The sequence below is a fragment of the Burkholderia sp. BE12 genome (assembly GCF_002959955.1).
In the GTDB taxonomy this organism is placed as follows: Bacteria; Pseudomonadota; Gammaproteobacteria; order Burkholderiales; family Burkholderiaceae; genus Burkholderia.
This window is the reverse complement of the sequence record NZ_PREY01000062.1, coordinates 1-19,218: the sequence shown is the minus strand read 5'-3', so window position 1 is coordinate 19,218 and position 19,218 is coordinate 1. Positions and strand designations below refer to the sequence as shown.

The following is a 19,218-nucleotide window of genomic DNA, read 5'->3' as shown; positions in this document are numbered from 1 at the left end:
GAGGGCTTCCGGTGCGGGAGAACGAAGCGCAACCCGGCACCAAGAAACCGCGCCGGTTCACGGCGGCTGACATGGAGACGGCGATTCTGGAGGTCACATCAAACGCAGGAACTGAGCGGCGGTCTGCGAAGGCCCGCGGGTGAGCGTAAGCGCCCTGCTGCTTCAGGCTCGGCGCTTCAATGCTGAATGACGAGAAAGCGGATGAAACATGCGACATCTGTATTTAGCTGGCGCTACGACATCTGAATCCGGGTATGACATTGGTTGTAGTGGCTAGATTGAAATGTCCGCTTTTGGCTACATAGAAATGTCCGCTTTTGTGCCGCGTAAGCTGTTCGGCCGCCGGGTGTCCGCCGCCGGAGGCTGCGATGGCTGCAACGGAGCGGATCACGATGACGATGCGCGAACTGGACCGGTTCAAGGTCATTCAGGACGTGGCGGATGGCAGGCTCAAGCCGTGGCGGGCGGCAGAACGGCTGGAATTGACGACGCGGCAGGTTCGTCGGCTGGTTGCCCGGCTTCGGGAGCATGGCGCGGCGGGATTGGTATCGGGACACCGATCGAAGCCCGGCAATCGTCGGCTGGATCCAGGAGCCGCCGACCGGGCGCTGACGATCATCCGCGATCGCTACGCCGATTTCGGGCCGACACTGGCCTGCGAGAAGCTTTGGGAATGCCACGGCATTCGGCTGGCCAAGGAGACGGTCAGGAAGCTGATGACGGAGGCTGGGCTGTGGATTCCGCGCCGGCAACGGCCGCCGAAGGTGTATCAGCCGCGAGCACGCCGGGCGTGTCTGGGCGAACTGATCCAGATCGACGGCAGCGACCATCGGTGGTTCGAGGAATCGACCTTCAGCTACTTCGAGGCGACGCGAATGTATATCGAGTGCCACGGCAAGCCGGGGGCGTTCTATAGCGACAAGTACAGCGTGTTCCGCAACGTAACGCCAGGCAAGACTACGTAGGAATACTTCGACTCAAATTTGACACTCAGTGTCGAATATGCTTGATCCCTGACGCCGGCGATCATTACTGGATCCCGTTGACGATATCAGGGGCTATATCGCTAACAAAGCCACTCGCAACCCGAGACAACATTTCCCAATTCCACGTTGGATTTTCCGATAATTTTTGGGTATAAACCGTTATGAGATCATCCAAAAATCCATCTGATTCGTTTGGGCTTGCGCCATAATACACGGCCGTTCCGTTGAATTTTGCCCCGACCATTGATGACAAAGTATTCCGATCATCGATGATATTTCCGGAATTATTCAAAATTCCATTGCTGTATACAATTTCATAAGGCGAGTCACACGTATCGTCCGTTTGCTGGGAAAATGCAACTGAAGAAAAGAGAGGCAGAATTACCAGAATTAATTTTTACATGGATCTCTCAATGTTTCCATGTAAATGTGCCCGGACATATTCTTCATTGCCACCGAATATGCTTGCCACCGCTCCTTTGTATTCAGCATCATCGAAAGAACGATTTGAGAATCGTCCATCCCGCTGCGCCCTATCAACTTGCTTATACAATCAAGAGATTTGAATACATTTGTCATATCCGCGACAGCTCGCTCACGGGTCCCGCCATTTATAATGAAATCTCGTTGAGACGCGGCGTAACGCATCATCGCGGCCCGTTGCGCCGGATCTTGATAATGGTTTTCGATATATTTTTCGACATCGTCACGGACGCCGGTGCCGGTCGAATCGATGCCGCCGACGGATGCCGAATGGTCAGTTGAGAGTTCAACCGGGGTAGTTCCTCTCACACTCGGATGTGGTGTGCGCGCTGCGGCTGTTTGTCCGAATGAGTGGAGGCGAGACGCCCCTTGCAAAGCAGATTCGGCGCTTGATGTCAGTAAAGCAGTCGATTGATTACTTCCACGCAAGTATGCGTAGGTGCATCCGATAACCAATCCCCCGACGGCTATCGCAATTACAAGATCCCTGGTTTTCATTTTTATCGGTCTCATGCTTATGATTGAGCTTTCAAGGCTATAGTTACTATCAATAGATTTGCAAGAGAATTGTGGGGCTATTCGAAGGTCGTCATTCTTCCCAGCGGGACGATGCAAACCGATTCGCCACGATGCAATCGACCCGTGCCCCTTCCCCGGACCATCGGTAACTGATGGCCGGGTTGTGCGGCAGTGGCCAGCCGGCACACTGTTGTTAAGATTGATCCCGACTTCGGAGGCAAATTGGGTGATGCCGCCCTGTTTACGTAACGATGCGACGGCCGCGGCGGCCGCATCGAAGAACGACGCGAGGAACGCCGGCGCTTTCGCCTTGTTGGCGGGATCGAGCCAATACGCGGCCTCGACCGCGTTCACCCGCACGACGGCATTCGGAAACGTCATCGCGCCGTTCGACGCAATGCCGCCGACATGGTCCTTGTGCAGGTGCGTGAGCAGCACTTCGTCGATCTGTTCGGGTGCATAGCCCGCCGCGCGCAGGTCGTCGAGCAGCTTGCCGCAGCAATCGCCGTACAGCGTGCCGGCGCCCGCATCGACGAGGATCCGCTTCGATCCGGTATCGACCAGGAACGCATTGATCGACCCCTGCACGGGCGGCTCCAGGAATGCGCGGTCGAGGTCGCGCCGGATCTCGGCCTTCGAGATGTCGCGAAACACCGTGTCGACCGGAAACGGATGGGTGCCGTCGGACAGCGCGATCACCGTGAAGTCGCCGATCTTCAGTCGGTAGAAGCCGGGAGGCTGCCGGGCCGCGGCGGGGGCAGGCGCCATGGATTGCGCCGTGGATTGCGCTTCGGGTTGCGCATTGGCGTGGACGTCGGGCTGCACGCCGGCCTGCGCAAACGCCGCAGGCGTCGACAGGCCCACGCACCCGGCCACGATCAGCAAACGGGCCGCATGCGCAACGCACGCGTGCCGGAACAGGGTCTTCATGCGATCTCCGTGACGAAACGTGCGCGCGCCCGGCCATGAACGGAACGACCCGCACGACACGCGATGCCGCGCAGCTTATCGGGCGCCGCGGCGAAAATCCTGAGCGGCGCCTGAATTGTCCTGAAGACACCGAGGCCGCGCTCGACAGTGCCGGCATCGCGCTGCTGCCCGACTGACTGGTCGGTGCGGATCTCGAAGCAGGCCGCCTGCAGCGGCTGTTCGGACAGTACGGCGTGACGCCGGGCTCGGCGCGTGGTGATCACCGCCCTGTACCTGCCGAACCAGCGCGGCTCGAAGCGCGTGACCGCGTTCATCGATTGCGTCGAATCGCTCGCCAGCGCGCAGTGCTGATACGCGCGGCGACGCGACGCGTCACCAGCCGAACTTCGCTTCCATCCCGACATAGTCGGCATTGCGCGCGCCGAGTGCGCGAATCGACGAGCCGAGCTGGAAGTGCACGGCCTCGAGCGCGAGCGCGACGTTCGCGTCGACGAGCCAGTCGACGCGCGCCTGCGCGTACATCCCCGTCCACGCGCCGCCCTTGCCGGCCGTGCCCGGCACCGCCGACATCCCCTGCCCGTAGATCGCGTCGGCAGTCGTCTGCCGCCACTGGAAGCCGACGGCGGTGAGCACCGTGACCGAACTGGCCGGCTTGAAGGTCAGCGAGGGCTTCACATGGATCAGGTTGCTGTATCCGGTATAGCCGGCGAGCGTGAAGTAATAGCCGTTCGGAAACATCGGGTTGAACGTGCCGACGCGCCGGTCGCCCGGATGCGCGTCGCCCGACGCACCGTCGACCTGGATGCCGATGCGCGGCGTGCCGGCCGTCTTCGCGAACGTGTAGCCGCCCAGCGCGCCGAACGCCCACGCGCCGACCGTGTCCTGCCCGACGTGGCCCGTCTGCAGCATCGCCTCGACGTCCCAGTCGAATCCGTCGGTCTTGCCCGCGTAGCGCATGTCGAATACGTCGCGCCGCTCGGTGCCGGATGCATCCGGATAGCGCGCGTTGTCGCGCGTATAGCGCGACCAGTACGCCGACAGATCGCCGGGCCCGGTTCCGGTGCGCTCGACGCGCACGCCGTCGAATCGCAGGTGCCGGTTCGACACGTCGTCGAACATGGCCGCATTGCGATACTGCACCGGGCGCGTCACATAGCCGATCAGCCGCCATTTGCCGATTTCGTAATCGGTCCACAGTCCGTCGTACGCCTGCCGCACGTTCGGGCCGTCGCGCACCGACACGAAACGCTGCAGGTCGAACGCCATCTCCTGCCGGCCGATCCGCGTCTTGAACGTGCCCGGCCCCAGTTGATCGACGTACGCGACGAACGCCTGCTCGAGGTCGAGCTGATCCTTGTCGACCGGGCCGACCGTGTCCTTGCCGAACGGCCGCGCATCGACGAACTGCACGAACGCCTGCAGATGCCCGCGATACCGCAGGTCCGCATGCACGTTCGCGCGCTGGATCACGTAGTTGTCGTCATGCGCGGCGCCCAGGCCGAACAGCGGCGCGTTGTTCAGCTCGAAGCGTTCGCGCAGGTTGGCGCCGAGCGACAGATAGGTCGACGGATCGTCGCCGAGCCTCACGTACTTCAGCGCATCGAACGGCTTGCGCGGCACGCACGGATTCGCGAGCACCGACCAGTCTTCCTGCCAACGGTTGAACAGCACCGTCGGGCGCTTCGCGGTGCACGACGCCGCGGCGGCCGCGGCCGGCGACGCGGCCGCGCCGGCCGCCGCTACATCGGCATCGGCGCCGACGGCCGCCCCCGCGTGCAACGCGGCGCCCCCCGCCAGCACGACGCACGGCAGCGCGCCGCGCCACGATCGCTTCATCGGCCGGCGCACCGTCATTTCGATCGCGCGTGGATTTCGGCGACGTAGCCGCCCGGGAACTGCACGAGCGCCGCGTCACGGCCGTCCGACTTGAACGGCGGCACGAGCACCGTCACGCCGGCCGCTTCGGCCTGCTTCAGCGTCGCGGCGAGATCGGCCACTTCGTAGCCCGTCATTTCGCGCCCGAACGGGTAAGGCAGGTGGCCGTCGGTCGCGAGCACGGTCATCTTGCCGAAGCCCGATTCGATGCGAATGCGGCGATACGTGTCGTTCGGCCGGCCGATCTCGATGCCCGGTGCATGGCGCACGTCGGACACGATCTTGCCGTGCGAGAACGCGGCGAAGTTGTGTGCGAGCTTGCTCGCGCTTTCCGGCGATACGTACACGCGATTCTCCGGCACCGTCTGCAGCGCGTCGTAGTTCGGCGCCTGCGTGTGCCAGTACAGCTGCATGTTCACGCCGCCCGGCCAGCGAACGATCGCGTCGCGCCCGATCGGATCGGGGAACGTCGTCACGACGATGTCCGCGCCATGCGCGCGCGCCGCTTTCACCGCGACGTCCATGTCCGTGACGAGATAGCCGGTGCGTTCCTCACAGAACGGATACGGAATCGGCGTCTTGAAGCCGAACACCGAGATCGTGCCGACCGGCGTGAGCACGAGCTGCGACATCGTCTGGCTCGGCGTCGGCGTGACCTGGAACACGCCCTGCTTCGACTTCTTGCCGCCGAAGGTCGCGACGAAGCTGTCGGTAAACCGGTCGAAGTCTTCCGGCGCCACGCACACGTGAGTCGTGTCGTACTGCGGGCCGACCGCGATCGCGGGGAAGCGCGCCGCGGCGGCCGGCGACGCGACGTCGTCGAGGTGAGTTTCGTCGGCGAGTGCCGGCGCGCCGACCAGCAGCGCGGCGAGCACGGCCGACGACGCGGCGGTCATGCGCAGCATGTTGCGCAGGTTCAGTGAACTCATCGGTTTTCTCCTTGATGGTGACGCGCGCGGCCTCGGGCCGCGCGCGGATTTGGATTCAGCGGGATGCCGGCCGCTCATCCGGGCGGCCCGGACGACAGGCGGGAAACACGAGCACCGCGGCGGCAGCGCGCGCCGCAACCGGACGCGCGCGACTTCCTGGGCGGGCGGGCCGGCCGGAGCAGACTCGTCGTTTCAGCACGGTCGTCGCGACATCACCGAATTGCGGGACCGTGCGAGCGGGGGTCTCGTCTATCGTCGAGCACGGTGACGAGGACGAGCCCACCGATCAATCCCGGAGCTTCGAAAAATGCGTTATGGGCCATGAAGCGCGCAATGTGTGTCATGTTCCAGAACTCGGCGGCCATTTCGGCAGCACCCACGGCCGCGACACCCGCGTGCGGACCCATGCCGCGGAGTCGCAAGTGGTATGCATCGCCCTATCAGATCGCCCAGCAAGAGCACCCGAACGCGCCCCAGAAGCCCTTCGCGTCGGACGTCGGCAACGCGCTCCCCCATGCGCCTGCGTGCGCATGCTGGTGAACGGTGCATTCATTCGCGCAGGCGCACATCGCGGCGGCCGCCGCGCGTTGCAGCGGCGCGCCGTTGCGCTGCGTCGCGCCCCAGCCGCCGTAACCGCCGAACTCGCGCACGGGCGACCAGTCCGGCATCGCCGGCGGGATCGGCGCGTCGTGCGATGCGAATGGCCCCGCGCCCCACACGATCTTCCCGTCGACCACCGTCAGCAACGCGGTCGTGGCGGCGATATCGTCCTCCGCACACGCGAAGAAATCGCGATCCGGGACGACCAAGTCGGCAAGCTGCCCCACCGCGATGCGTCCTTTCTTGCCCTCTTCGTTCGAGAACCACGTCACGTACTCGGTCCACATCCGCAGCGCGGTTTCGCGATCGAGCAGGTTGCGCTGCGGATACATGCGCATGCCGCCGACCGTCTTGCCCGTCACGAGCCATGCGAGCGACACCCACGGGTTGTACGACGCGACGCGCGTCGCGTCGGTGCCGGCCGACACCTTGAGCCCCTTGGCGAGCATCTTCGCGACAGGCGGCGTCGCCTCGGCGGCTTGCGCGCCGTAGCGCTCGACAAAGTATTCGCCCTGGTACGCCATCCGGTGCTGCACCGCGATACCGCCGCCGAGCGCGGCGATTCGATCCATCGATTTCTCGGTGATCGTTTCCGCGTGATCGAAGAACCAGTTCAGCCCTTCAAGCGGGACGTCCGCGTTGACCTTCTCGAACACGTCGAGCGCGCGGCTGATCGTTTCGTCGTAGGTCGCATGCATGCGCCACGGCCAACGGTTTTCCGCGAGCACGCGCACGACGCCTTCGAGATCGTCCTCCATCTGCTCCGGCAGGTCCGGCCGTGCTACGCGAAAGTCTTCGAAATCGGCCGCGGAAAACGCCAGCATCTCGCCGGCGCCGTTATTGCGGAAGTAGTCGGTTCCATCGTGGTACTTGACGCTCTTCGTCCAGTTCACGAAGTCTTCCTTCTCCGCGTTCGGCTTCTGCGTGAACAGGTTGTACGCGATCCGGATCGTCATCTCGCCCGAGTCGTGCAGCTTGCGGATCACTTCGTAATCGTCGGGATAATTCTGTGAACCGCCGCCCGCGTCGATCACGCCCGTCACGCCCAGCCGGTTCAGCTCGCGCATGAAATGGCGCGTCGAGTTGTACTGATACTCGAACGGCAGCTTCGGGCCCTTCGCGAGCGTCGCGTAGAGGATCGTAGCGTTCGGGTTCGCGAGCAGCAGGCCGGTCGGATTGCCGGCGGCATCGCGAAGGATGGTCCCGCCAGGCGGCTCCGGCGTGTCCTTCGTATAGCCGACGACACGCAGCGCCGCCGCGTTCAGCAACGCGCGATCGTACAGGTGCAGGATGAACACGGGCGTATCGGGCGCGACTGCATTGAGTTCGTCGATCGTCGGCAGCCGTTTCTCCACGAACTGATGTTCGGTGAAGCCGCCGACCACGCGCACCCACTGCGGCGCGGGCGTGATCGCGACCTGGCGCTTCAGCATCTCCATCGCGACCGCGAGCGACGGCACGCCGTCCCAGCGCAGTTCCATGTTGTAGTTCAGTCCGCCACGAATCACGTGGCAGTGGTTGTCGATCAGGCCCGGCAGCACGCCGCGGCCGCCGAGATCGACCACCTTCGTCGCGCGGCCCGCGAGCGGCATCACGTCCGCTTCGCTGCCGACGGCGACGAAGCGCCCGGCGGCAATCGCGACCGCCGTCGCGACGGGGTTCGCGCGGTCGAGCGTCGTGAATCGTCCGTTATGCAGGATCAGATCCGGTTGGGTCACGGTTGCGGTCATATGCATCACCTCTTGTCGATCAGAAGCCAAAGAGTTGTTTGACGGTGGGTAAGGCTTGCACGCCGATCAGCATGCCGAGCAACCCGACCAGCGCAATCAGCGGCGGTGCGGGAGAGCGAACCTTGATGGCGCTGTAAATCACACCGATCAGCACGCCCGCACCAAGGGAAACCAGATAAGGTTCCATGCAATAAATCTCCCGGACAATTTCAAATGCAGGCGCAGTGTTCCGACCAGCATGCCGCGGGCGGCATTCGTGTTTCGGTCACGTCCGCCGCCCGCGGCAATGGAGCCAATGCGGCGCGTTCGCATCGAACCCGCCGCACCGGCATCAGCCGTTGCAGGCCGTCCGCGCTTACTTCGCCGGAACGGGCGGAATCGACTCGTGCGGCGTCGCGGTGCGTTGCGGCGCCTTGTGGAGCATCGTGTACGCGTAGTCCACGCCCATCCCGTATGCGCCCGAATGCTCCTTCGCGATCGCCATCACCGCGTCGTACGTCTCGCGGTGCGCCCAGTCGCGCTGCCATTCGAGCAGGACCTGCTGCCACGTGACCGGCACCACGCCGGCCTGCACCATGCGCTGCATCGCGATGTCGTGCGCAGCCAGCGACGTGCCGCCCGATGCGTCGGCGACCATGTAGATCTCGTAGTCGCCTTCCAGCATCGCGCACAGCGCGAACGTCGTATTGCAGACCTCGGTCCACAGGCCCGACACGACCACCTTCTTGCGGCCGTTCGCGGCGAGCGCGTCGCGCACCTTCTGGTCGTCCCACGAATTCATCGACGTGCGCTCGAGCGTCTTCTGGTTCGGGAACACGTCGAGCAGCTCGGGATAGGTGTGGCCCGAGAAGCTCTCGCTTTCGACCGTCGTGATCGTGGTCGGGATGTTGAAGACCTTCGCGGCCTTCGCGAGCCCGACGACGTTGTTCTTCAGCGTCTGGCGATCGATCGACTGCACGCCGAACGCCATCTGCGGCTGCTGGTCGATGAAGATCAGCTGGCTGTTGTGCGGAGTAAGTACTTCAAGCTTCGGATTGCTCATGGTGATGATGTCCTTTGACGCGGAGAAAATGAGGCTCGCCTGGCCGACGAATCCCCGAAGCATCCAATGCGCGGTGTCGGAAGCGTCGGCAGTCGGCCTGCGTCATTCAATACGTGAATATGCGACCGCGCCAGTTAATTGTTCTGATTCTCGCCACGCTCCAAATTCAGACTGAAAAGATCTGAATTTCGTTGAATGGGCCAACGACGAACGCGCAGACCTGATAGGCTGGCCCAAGACTTTCGGATCGACGCCAGACCGGTATTCATCCATATTTTTTAACGGCCGTCATTCCATTCCGGACCTATGAAACCGTACACTGCTTCACTTTTCGCCGGCATCCTCGCCGGCGTCGTTTACGCGCTGATCGGCGTGCAATCGCCGGCGCCGCCCGCCGTCGCCCTGGTCGGCCTGCTCGGCATTCTGGCCGGCGAACAGATTCTTCCCGTGGTGCGACGGATGATCGACGGAATCCGGCCGGGAACCGCGTGGCGCGACGCAAAGTGCAGCCAGCACATGTTCGGCGCACTGCCCGGCGCACACACCGACGCTTCCGTGAAGCGCCGCGAATCGACACCGACGTGACAGGCAGACGTCGAGCCAACGCGGCGGCGACCCGACCGTTGGCGCACAGGCGTGCGTGTCTCGGCACGTCGGGTAACGAACCGTCGTGAACAGTATTGGATTCAGCGTCGCGCGACGGTCCGACACCGTCCGATGCCCTAGCGGAATTCGCCATGAAGCTGTCTTTCGAAGCACTCGAGGCACTGGACGCGATCGAACGCACCGGTACGTTTGCTGACGCGGCGGAGTTGGTGCACCGCGTGCCGTCTGCACTGACGTACGTCGTACAGAAGCTCGAGAGCGACCTCGACGTCGCGTTGTTCGATCGCAGCGGGCGTCGTGCGAAGCTCACGCGCGCGGGCCGCGTCGTCGTCGAGGAAGGCCGTCGTCTTCTTCATGCTGCCGAACAGCTTGAACGGAAGGCACAACGCGCGCAGCAAGGGTGGGAAACCGAGGTCCGCGTCTGCATCGCCGAGATACTGCCCTTCGACATGATGTGGCCATACGTCCACGCGTTCTACGAGCTTGACATGGACACGCGGCTGCGACTCTCCACCGAAGTGCTCGGCGGCACCTGGGATGCGCTGATTTCGCGGCGGACCGATCTGATCGTCGGCGCGGCGGGCGAGCCGCCCGAACTGCCGGACATCGTGGCGCAGCCAATCGGCACGCTCCGGCACGTGTTCGCGCTCGCCCCTACCCATCCGCTCGCGGCGCTGCCCGAACCGCTGTCGATGGCGTCGATCGTCGAGTATCGCGGCGCGGTGATCTCCGACACGTCCCGCGAACTTCAGCCGCAGTCGGTCGCGATTGACGCTGGCCAACCGTATCTCGCGGTGCCGACGCTCGCGGCGAAACTGGCCGCGCAATGCGAAGGACTCGCGGTGGGTACGCTCCCGGACTGCATCGCGGCGCCCGCGATCGCGCAAGGCAGGCTGGTCGCGCGGGAAGTCACCGGCATGCGCGACACGACCCATTGCTATATCGCGTGGCGCGCCGACGAAGCCGGGCGCGCGCTGCGCTGGTGGGTCGAACAGCTCGGTCATCCGGACCTCGTCGACCGGTTCACCGCGCGCGCGTGACGCGACTCTTTCCGTGACCGCCCGCAGCGTCGATCGAACGGTTCGCAGACAGGTTCCAACGCCTTCCCGGGCTGCTCGATCACGTTGAACGATGCCTGCGTGCTTGGGACGCTCGGTATCGATTTCTTCGAGTCGGTCGCGATGTGCGTGGTGCGTGATTCGTGCATCCGCCACCCCGAGTCCCGGCTTCCACGCGAGCAGCCGCGAACGGTCGAGCCGTCTCCCGCTTGCCGGCCTGGATCAAGCCGTGCTTGAAATCAGCGTTGAAGAAATGAAAAACGCGGGGCGGCTCGCCGCAGCCCCGGTGGCGCAGGCAGCCGATGCCGCGTGCGGAATCGGCGTTCAGCGCGACGCGTACGGCTCGCCGGTCCGGCCGGATCGCCAGGTGAGGAAGCCGAGCGCCGCGAGCGGCAGCGCCAGTGCCCAGAACCCGGCGTACAGGTAGGCGCTCGCGCCGGCGCCCGCGCCGAGCGCGAAACCGGCGACCGGCGGCAGCGTGCGTCGCAGCCGCGCGCGGGCGGTTTCCCGTTCGGCCGGCGCGGCGATCGGCACGAGCCAGTCGAATGCATCGATGACAGCCTGCGTGACGTTGCCGGTCATCACGGTGTTCGCGACGACGGCGCGCGCGGTCAGCCGGCCGTGCGCGTTCTGCACGCCCATTGCCGCCGCACCGAGCAGCCCGCAGACGATCGTCGCGGGCGCATCGGCGCTGCCGATCGGCGACGCCGCGACGCCAGCGAGCATGAATCCGGCCAGCAGGATCGTCTGCAGCGCGTACAGCGAGCGCGCCCGAGGGCCATGCCCGCGCACGCGCATCCGGTGATCGAGCAGGCGGGCGGCCACGATTCCCGCGATGAACGCCGGAAACGCGAGCCATTTGATCGTGAGGCCCTGGCCGACGCCGGCGAGGCCCGAACCGATCAGGATGAAGTTGCCGGTGACGTGCGCGGTAAAGAGCCCGAACAGCGCGACAAAGCCGAGCGTGTCGACATAGCCGGCGATCGATGCGAGGAACACGTCCTCGCCGCGCAGGGGATCGGGGGCCGCCGCGCCCGCTGCCGTTACTTGCGCGGGCTGCATGTCGTCGCCTCCGCGGTTTTGTCGGCGGAGTCCGCATCGCGGACCTGCGCGGCGAGCGGGACCGCCTGCTCGTCAACGACGATGCCGAGCAGGCGCGCTGGCGCGATCAGCGGCGCCGCGGGCGATTGCACGCGCACGCGGTGGTACAGGAAGCCGATTGCGATACCGGCTCCCGGCGAGATCAGATGAGACATGGTCCGTTCCGGTTGCGCCGCGTGCCGGGCCGACAGGATGGCGCCCGGCACGTGCGGCGGTTCGGAAGCAAGACTAGGGAACGCCAGCCTGAATGTCATGGCGGCGAACTGAATTTTTCTGAAAGCGCCGAACCGGCCACGGCTCGGCACGGCGGCCGCCTGCCTGCGTGGCCGGCCGCGCTGAAGCGTGTCGCGTCCGGCGCATCCGCGAAGCGCCCGCGCCGCAGGCGACGCAGCGGCGCCGCGCTCGAGCCGATTCATAACGATTCAGCCGCGACGCGCGTCGCCTGCCCTATGCTCGGACAGCATCGGACGCGTGCCGTATTGCGCACCGTCCGCAGAACCGGGATTCCCACATGACGACCGACACGCTTGCACTCACCCATCACACCGTTACGGCGAACGGCATCCGCCAGCACGTCATCGACGCCGGCGCCGGGCCCGTCGTCGTGCTGCTGCACGGCTTCCCCGAAACCAGCTTCGCGTGGCGCTTCCAGATTCCCGCACTCGCGCGGCACTATCGCGTGATCGCGCCCGACCTGCGCGGCTACGGCGAAACCGACAAGCCCGCGGCTGGCTACGACAAGCGCAACATGGCGCGCGATCTCGCCGCGCTCCTCGACGCGCTCGGCATCGACCGCATCGCGCTCGTCGGGCACGATCGCGGCGCACGCGTCGCGACGCGTTTCGCGAAGGACTTCCCCGAACGCGTCGAGCGGCTCGTCGTGATGGACAACGTGCCGACGCGCATCGTCGCGCAGAACATGACCGCGCAAACGGCGCGCGCATACTGGTTTTTCCTGTTCCATCAGGTGCCCGACCTGCCGGAGGCGCTGATCGCCGGCAAGGAAGCCGAATGGCTCAGCTACTTTTTCGCGGACTGGTGCTACAACCCGCACGCGATCGCGGGCGACGCGTTCGACACCTACGTGCGCGCGTATCGGCGCCCGGGGGCCGTGCGCGGCGCATTGGCCGACTATCGCGCGAACGCGGAAGACGTGCGGCAGGACCTCGTCGATGCCGACGTCAGGATCGCGTGCCCGACCATGGCGATCTGGGGCGAGGATTTCTACGCGGTCGGCAAGATGTTCGACATGAAGGCCGTATGGGAAGGCATGGCGACGAACCTGCGTGCCGAGCCGATCGCGCAGTGCGGGCATCTGCCGCACGAAGAGCAGCCCGAGCGCGTGAACGCGCTGCTGCTCGATTTCCTGCGCGGCTGGGCCGGCTGACGCGACGCCCGCCGCACGCGGCATCACCGGGAGAGCATCGGATGGAACACGGATCGGGCCGCAAGGCCGTCATCGCCGGCGGATCGGTCGGCGGGCTGTTCGCGGCGACCGCGCTGCGCGCGGCCGGCTGGGACGTCCGCGTATTCGAGCAATCGCCGTATGCGCTCGACAGCCGCGGCGGCGGCATCGTGCTGCAGCCGCCGATCGAGCGCGCGTTCGCGTTCGGCGGCGTAGCGCTGCCGCGCGACGCCGGCGTCGATTCGATCGACCGGATCTACGTCGATGCGCAGGACCGAATCGTGCAGCGCCTCGCGATGCCGCAGACGCAGACCGCGTGGAACGTGATCTACACGGCGCTCAAGCGTGCGCTGCCGGCCGGGATCATCCAGGCCGGCGATGCGTTCGAGCGGTTCGAGCAGGGCGGCGAGCGGATCGTCGCGCATTTCGCGAGCGGCCGCACCGAGACGGCGGGTTTGCTGATAGGCGCGGACGGCGGTCGCTCGACCGTGCGCGCGCAGTTGCTGCCCGACGTGCGGCCGACGTATGCGGGCTACGTCGCGTGGCGCGGCCTCGTCGACGAACATACGCTGCCCGAGCAGGTGCTGTATCTGCTGCGCGAACGCTTCACGTTCCAGCAGGGCGACCGGCACCTGTTCCTGACTTATCTCGTGCCCGGCACCGACGGCGCGACCGAACCGGGCAAACGGCGCGTGAACTGGGTGTGGTACCGGCGTCTGGCAGCCGACCGGCTGCCGTCGCTGTTCCTTGCGCGCGACGGCACGCAGCGCGACGGGTCGCTGCCGCCCGGCGCGATGCGCGACGACAACCGCGCGGAACTCGTCGACGCCGCCGACCGGATGCTCGCACCGACGCTCGCCGCGCTCGTCGATGCGACACCCGCGCCGTTCGCGCAGGCGATCCTCGATCTCGCGGTCGCACGCATGGCCTTCGGCCGCGCCGTCCTGCTCGGCGACGCCGCATGCATCGTGCGCCCGCACACGGCGGCGGGCGTCGCGAAAGCGGCGGACGACGCGGTCGGTCTCGCCGAAGCCTTGCGCGACGTCGCGCGCGGCGCCGCGTTCGACGCCGCGCTGGCCGGCTGGGACGCCCGTCAGCGCGCGGCCGGGGCGCTGCTGTCCGCGCGCGGGATCGCGCTCGGCGCGCGGCTGATGGGCACTGCGTGAAAGGTCGCCGGCCGGCGGTCGGCTGCCGCGCGGCACGGATCGCACTCGGGATTCAGCGCGCGCAGCACGCTGGCGCGCCCGCCGTCGTCATCGGGCAGTAGCGGCTGCCCGCGCGCGAAAGCCGCGGTCGGGGCCGCTGCCGCCGCAAGCAACGCGGCGAGCGCCAGCCCCGTCGCGCGTGTCGAGACGGCGCCCCGCTTCATTGCGTGCTCGCGGTCGATACGGAGGCCGACGTCGCGGCCATTTCCGCGTGCCGGTCGCCATGGGCGATCGCATACAGTTCGCGATTGCGCGCGATCGTCTGCGTGCTCGGCGGATAGTCCCAGTTCGACGTCGGCAGCGTACCGTCGCGCTCCGCCCGAATCAGGTCGGCGCGCACGTCGGCGCGCGTGGCCGTATGGTCGGCCGTTTGCGCGAATGCGACGATCGGTGCGCTCAGCGCACAGGAAAGCAGGACTGCACGAATCAGGTCGTTCATGATGTTCACCTCTCAAAGATGGCGTGTTCGCGTCCGCAGATCAGGCCGGACATCCGCTCCGCATCGATGCGATGAGGAGTGGTGTCCATTCTGCGATTCGCGCGCTTTCCTGAAGGTGAGGCTTCGATTACGGTTTTGTTATCTGATCGCCTGCGCCCGTCGTGGGTGGGCGACTCCGGTTCGCCGGGCACGGCGCGGGCCCGCAACGCGGTCCGTATGCCGGTTGATCGTCGAGTTCATGCGGGCGCGTCGAGCGGCCGTACTTCCGGAATCATCGCGGCCTGGCCGTGCACGATTCCGTCTGCGTCCATGAGCTGCCACACGGTCGCGCACTCGATCCAGAACCGCTTGCCGGACTTCGTCACCCGCACGCCGCGGTATTCGGACACGAAGCCGTCGCGCATCACCTTGTCGAGAAACACCTGGCGCTCGTGTCGCTCCATCGGCTCCGCCGACAGACGCGACGGCAACGCCGTCAGTTCATCCCAGTCGTATTCGAAAATCGCCTGCGCGCGCTTGTTGCCGTACACGAACACCGGATCGGCCGACGTGTCGTGCGCAAGCACGCCGAACGGCGCCGTATCGTACAGCCACGCGGCGCCGTCGGATGCGCTCATGCCGTCGGGCACGAGCGGGCGGTTCACGAGCCGGCTATACGAGTCGGCAAGAAGGGAGAAGAAGTTTGCATCGGTGCGCAACGACATCGGTCTGGCTCCTGAAATCGGCGAGATACGCGAATGAGCGAAGGTTTGCCGCCGGACATTATATGGACGAAGCGGCGCACCCCGTCGGCGACGAGGGTTCAGCCAGCCCGCATCGCGCTGCGCGGCCCGCCGCACGGCCGATGCCGCCGCGGCGCACGGATAACGGTTTCGTAATCTTCGGGTCAGGATCGGGTCAACGCCGCACCGGCAGACTGCACGCTCGTCGCATCGAATGCGCATCCGAGCCCTGCTTCGAGGAGCACCGTCATGTGGATCGTCCGGCTGGCATTACGCAGGCCTTACACGTTCGTCGTACTCGCGCTGCTGATCTTCATCGCGGGCCCGCTCGCGCTGCTGCGCACGCCGACCGACATTTTCCCGAGCATCGACATTCCGGTCGTCAGCATCGTCTGGTCGTACAACGGCTTCTCCGCGGAGGACATGGCCAAGCGGATCACGTCGAACTACGAACGCGCGCTCACGTCCGACGTCGACGACATCGAGCACATCGAGTCGCAGTCGCTGAACGGCGTGTCGGTCGTGAAGATTTTCTTTCACCCGGGCGCCGACATCAATCGCGCGATCGCGGAAGCCGCGAGCAACGCCGCGTCGATCCTGCGCATCCTGCCGCCCGGCACGCTGCCGCCGAACATCATCACGTACAACGCGTCGACCGTGCCGATCCTGCAGCTCGGGCTGTCGAGCGACACGCTCGCCGAGCAGCAGCTGTACGACCTCGGCAACAGCTTCATCCGCACGCAGCTCGCGACGGTCCAGGGCGCGGCCGTGCCGCTGCCGTTCGGCGGCAAGATCCGCCAGATCGTCGTCGACCTCGATACGCGCGCGCTGCAGGCGAAAGGGCTCGCGCCGATCGACGTCGTCAACGCGATCAATGCGCAGAACCTGATTCTGCCGGGCGGCACCGCGAAAATCGGCACGCACGAATACAACGTGCAGATGAACGGCAGCACGCAGACGGTCGCCGCGCTGAACGACCTGCCGGTGAAGACGATCGGCGGCAGTGTCGTGTACGTGCGCGACGTCGCGCACGTACGGGACGGCTACGCGCCTCAGACCAACATCGTGCGCGCGGACGGCAAGCGCGCGGCGCTGCTGACCATCGAGAAAACCGGCAGCGCGTCGACGCTGACGATCATCGACCAGGTGAAGGCGATGCTGCCGAAGATAGCGGCCGGGCTGCCGAAGGCGCTGCACATTTCGCCGCTCGACGATCAGTCCGTGTTCGTGAAGGCGGCGGTCCAGGGCGTCGTGCGCGAAGCGCTGATCGCCGCCTGCCTGACCGCGCTGATGATCCTGCTGTTTCTCGGCAGCTGGCGCGCGACGCTGATCATCGCGGTCACGATCCCGCTCGCGGTGCTCGCGTCGCTGCTCGCGCTGTCCGCGCTCGGCCAGACCATCAACATCATGACGCTCGGCGGCCTCGCGCTCGCGGTCGGAATCCTCGTCGACGACGCGACCGTCGCGATCGAGAACATCACGCATCATCTCGAGCGCGGCGCGGCGCTCGAGGACGCGATCCTGACCGGCGCGGGCGAAATCGCGGTGCCGACCTTCGTGTCGACGCTGTCGATCTGCATCGTGTTCGTGCCGATGTTCCTGCTGACGGGCGTCGCGCGCTATCTGTTCGTACCGCTGGCCGAGGCCGTTATCTTCGCGATGATCGCGTCGTACTTCTTCTCGCGCACGCTGGTGCCGACGCTCGCGATGGCGCTGATGCGCGCGAAAGGGAACGGCCGGCCGCCGCGCGGCGTATTCGCACGCATCGCGCGTTTCCAGGCCGCGTTCGAGCATCGCTTCGAGGCCGTGCGGCTGCGCTATCGCGCGTTGCTGTCCGCGGCGATCGCGCGGCGCCGCCGCTTCGCGGCCGCGTTCCTGCTCGCATGCGTCGCGTCGACGGGCCTCTACGCGTTCGCCGGGCAGGACTTCTTCCCGTCGGTCGACACCGGCGAGATCCGCCTGCACCTGCGCGCGCCGACCGGCACGCGGATCGAGGAAACCGCGCGGCTGACCGATGAAGTCGAAGCAAAGATCCGCGGCGCGATTCCGGCCAACCAGCTCGCGAGCGTGCTGGACAACATCGGCGTGCCGGCGAGCGGGATCAACCTCACGTACGACTCGTCGGATCCGATCGGCAGCGAGGACGCCGACGTGCTCGTCACGCTGAAGCCGAATCACGCGCCGACCGCCGCGACCGTCGCGAAGCTGCGCAACGTGCTCGCGCAGTCGTTCCCCGGCGTGACGTTCGCGTTCCTGCCGGCCGACATCGTCAGCCAGATCCTCAATTTCGGGCTGCCCGCGCCGATCGACATCCAGATCGTCGGCAACAAGCTCGACCCGAACCGCGCGGTCGCGAATGCATTGCTCGCGAAGCTGCGCGGCGTGCGCGGACTCGTCGACGCACGCATCCAGCAGCCCGGCGACGAACCGGCGATCGACGTGAACGTGGACCGCACGAAGGCGATCCAGGCGGGCCTCGACCAACGCGACGTCGCGCAGAACCTGCTGATCGCGCTGTCCGGCAGCTCGCAGACGACGCCGAACTTCTGGCTCGATCCGCGCAACGGCGTCAGCTACCCGGTGCTCGTGCAGACGCCGCAATACACGGTGAATTCGCTGCAGTCGCTCGCGAACGTGCCGCTGCCCGCCGGCACCGCCCGCTCACCGCAGACGCCGGCCGGCGGCCCCGCCGCGGGCGTGCCCGCGCAGAACCTGCTCGGCTCGCTCGGCACGTTCTCGCGCTCGACCCAGCAGGCCGTGGTGTCGCACTACAACGTGCAGCCGGTGCTCGACATCTTCGCGTCGGTGCAGGGGCGCGATCTAGGCGGCGTCACGGCCGACGTGACGAAGCTCGTCGACGCCGCGCGCGCGCAACTGCCGCCCGGCTCGTCAATCGTGCTGCGCGGCCAGGTGCAGGCGATGCACGAGTCGTTCGCGGGCCTGCTCGTCGGCCTCGCGCTCGCGATCTCGCTGGTCTACCTGCTGATGGTCGTGAACTTCCAGTCGTGGCTCGATCCGCTCGTGATCGTCGGCGGGCTGCCGGCGTCGCTCGCCGGCATCGCGTGGATGCTGTTCGTCACACGCACCACGCTGTCGGTGCCCGCGCTGACCGGCACGATCCTCTGCATCGGCATCGCGACCGCGAACAGCATTCTCGTCGTGAACGCCGCACGCGAGCTGCTCGCGGCCGGCGCGTCACCGTGGCAGGCCGCGCTCGATGCAGGCTTCAGCCGCTTCCGGCCCGTCGTGATGACCGCGCTCGCGATGCTGATCGGCATGTTGCCGATGGCGCTCGGCCTCGGCGACGGCGGCGAGCAGAACGCGCCGCTCGGCCGCGCGGTGATCGGCGGCCTCGCGTTCGGCACGGTCTCGACGCTGCTGTTCGTGCCGGTGCTGTTCGGCTTCGTCCACGCGTGGCTCGCGCGGCGTCGCGACGCGGCGGCCGCCCGGCGCGCGCAGCACGCGCCCGATACGCCGGCGCTGCATTGAGCGCGGACGCCCGCCCCTTCTCATCCTTCGATTCGCCCGACCCCGGACCCATCATGAACGATTCGATCGAACCCGTCGCCGCGCCGCCCGCCGCCGAAG

14 protein-coding genes and 3 pseudogenes are annotated in these 19,218 nt (G+C 66.3%); 7 read left to right on the top strand and 10 right to left on the bottom strand.

Annotated elements, in window-relative coordinates:
* Positions 1–368: 368 nt before the first annotated feature.
* Positions 369–959, top strand: a pseudogene (locus C4B30_RS34460) (helix-turn-helix domain-containing protein); the annotation flags it as partial.
* A 1,239-nt stretch (positions 960–2,198) separates the two neighbouring features.
* Here C4B30_RS34460 and C4B30_RS36265 read toward each other — a convergent pair.
* A pseudogene (locus tag C4B30_RS36265) lies at positions 2,199–2,918 on the bottom strand (MBL fold metallo-hydrolase); the annotation flags it as partial.
* 131 nt (positions 2,919–3,049) lie between these two features.
* On the opposite strand from C4B30_RS36265, the pseudogene C4B30_RS36260 reads away from it, so the two are divergent.
* Positions 3,050–3,269: pseudogene (locus C4B30_RS36260) on the top strand (LysR substrate-binding domain-containing protein); the annotation flags it as partial.
* 21 nt (positions 3,270–3,290) lie between these two features.
* On the opposite strand, the gene C4B30_RS34445 reads toward C4B30_RS36260, so the two are convergent.
* The 5 genes from C4B30_RS34445 to C4B30_RS34420 all read right to left on the bottom strand — a co-directional run bounded on the left by C4B30_RS34445 (position 3,291) and on the right by C4B30_RS34420 (position 9,094).
* Positions 3,291–4,754 (bottom strand): alginate export family protein, encoded by a 1,464-nt coding sequence (locus C4B30_RS34445; RefSeq protein WP_027786129.1) that lies wholly within the window; start codon positions 4,752–4,754, stop codon positions 3,291–3,293.
* Between the two features lie 14 nt (positions 4,755–4,768).
* A complete protein-coding gene (locus tag C4B30_RS34440; RefSeq protein WP_027786130.1) occupies positions 4,769–5,722 on the bottom strand; it encodes a VOC family protein in 954 nt (317 codons plus the stop codon).
* A 440-nt stretch (positions 5,723–6,162) separates the two neighbouring features.
* Complete coding sequence (locus C4B30_RS34430) at positions 6,163–8,052, bottom strand: amidohydrolase (protein WP_027786131.1); 1,890 nt, start codon at positions 8,050–8,052, stop codon at positions 6,163–6,165.
* Positions 8,053–8,071: 19 nt separating this feature from the next.
* The gene (locus C4B30_RS34425) at positions 8,072–8,239 is read right to left on the bottom strand and encodes a DUF1427 family protein (RefSeq protein WP_034185508.1); all 168 of its coding nucleotides are present in this window, start codon (positions 8,237–8,239) and stop codon (positions 8,072–8,074) included.
* Between the two features lie 168 nt (positions 8,240–8,407).
* Positions 8,408–9,094, bottom strand: a complete 687-nt coding sequence (locus C4B30_RS34420) for a hydrolase (RefSeq protein WP_027786132.1) — start codon at positions 9,092–9,094, stop codon at positions 8,408–8,410.
* A 306-nt stretch (positions 9,095–9,400) separates the two neighbouring features.
* Here C4B30_RS34420 and C4B30_RS34415 point away from each other — a divergent pair, with 306 nt between their 5' ends.
* Together C4B30_RS34415 and C4B30_RS34410 are read left to right on the top strand one after the other, a co-directional pair.
* On the top strand, positions 9,401–9,679 hold the full coding sequence (locus C4B30_RS34415) for a XapX domain-containing protein (protein WP_027786133.1): 279 nt from the start codon (positions 9,401–9,403) through the stop codon (positions 9,677–9,679).
* Positions 9,680–9,831: 152 nt separating this feature from the next.
* Positions 9,832–10,740 carry a LysR family transcriptional regulator gene (locus C4B30_RS34410; RefSeq protein ID WP_027786134.1) on the top strand — a complete coding sequence of 303 codons (909 nt, stop codon included), beginning with the start codon at positions 9,832–9,834 and terminating at the stop codon, positions 10,738–10,740.
* A 342-nt stretch (positions 10,741–11,082) separates the two neighbouring features.
* On the opposite strand, the gene C4B30_RS34405 is transcribed toward C4B30_RS34410, so the two are convergent.
* Complete coding sequence (locus tag C4B30_RS34405; protein ID WP_027786135.1) at positions 11,083–11,820, bottom strand: YoaK family protein; 738 nt, start codon at positions 11,818–11,820, stop codon at positions 11,083–11,085.
* A complete protein-coding gene (locus C4B30_RS36015) occupies positions 11,802–12,275 on the bottom strand; it encodes a DUF1427 family protein (protein ID WP_227789567.1) in 474 nt (157 codons plus the stop codon). The genes C4B30_RS34405 and C4B30_RS36015 overlap by 19 nt, the downstream gene beginning before the upstream one ends.
* A 95-nt stretch (positions 12,276–12,370) precedes the next feature.
* On the opposite strand from C4B30_RS36015, the gene C4B30_RS34395 reads away from it, so the two are divergent.
* Together C4B30_RS34395 and C4B30_RS34390 are read left to right on the top strand one after the other, a co-directional pair.
* Positions 12,371–13,246, top strand: coding sequence for an alpha/beta fold hydrolase (locus tag C4B30_RS34395; protein ID WP_027786137.1), 876 nt, complete (start codon positions 12,371–12,373; stop codon positions 13,244–13,246).
* Positions 13,247–13,287: 41 nt separating this feature from the next.
* Complete coding sequence (locus tag C4B30_RS34390) at positions 13,288–14,430, top strand: FAD binding domain-containing protein (protein ID WP_027786138.1); 1,143 nt, start codon at positions 13,288–13,290, stop codon at positions 14,428–14,430.
* Positions 14,431–14,629: 199 nt separating this feature from the next.
* On the opposite strand, the gene C4B30_RS34380 is transcribed toward C4B30_RS34390, so the two are convergent.
* Together C4B30_RS34380 and C4B30_RS34375 are read right to left on the bottom strand one after the other, a co-directional pair.
* Positions 14,630–14,908 carry a DUF4148 domain-containing protein gene (locus C4B30_RS34380; RefSeq protein ID WP_027786140.1) on the bottom strand — a complete coding sequence of 93 codons (279 nt, stop codon included), beginning with the start codon at positions 14,906–14,908 and terminating at the stop codon, positions 14,630–14,632.
* Between the two features lie 236 nt (positions 14,909–15,144).
* Positions 15,145–15,612, bottom strand: coding sequence for an MEKHLA domain-containing protein (locus C4B30_RS34375; protein ID WP_027786141.1), 468 nt, complete (start codon positions 15,610–15,612; stop codon positions 15,145–15,147).
* 267 nt (positions 15,613–15,879) lie between these two features.
* On the opposite strand from C4B30_RS34375, the gene C4B30_RS34370 reads away from it, so the two are divergent.
* Positions 15,880–19,119, top strand: a complete 3,240-nt coding sequence (locus C4B30_RS34370; protein WP_027786142.1) for an efflux RND transporter permease subunit — start codon at positions 15,880–15,882, stop codon at positions 19,117–19,119.
* Positions 19,120–19,218: the final 99 nt, after the last annotated feature.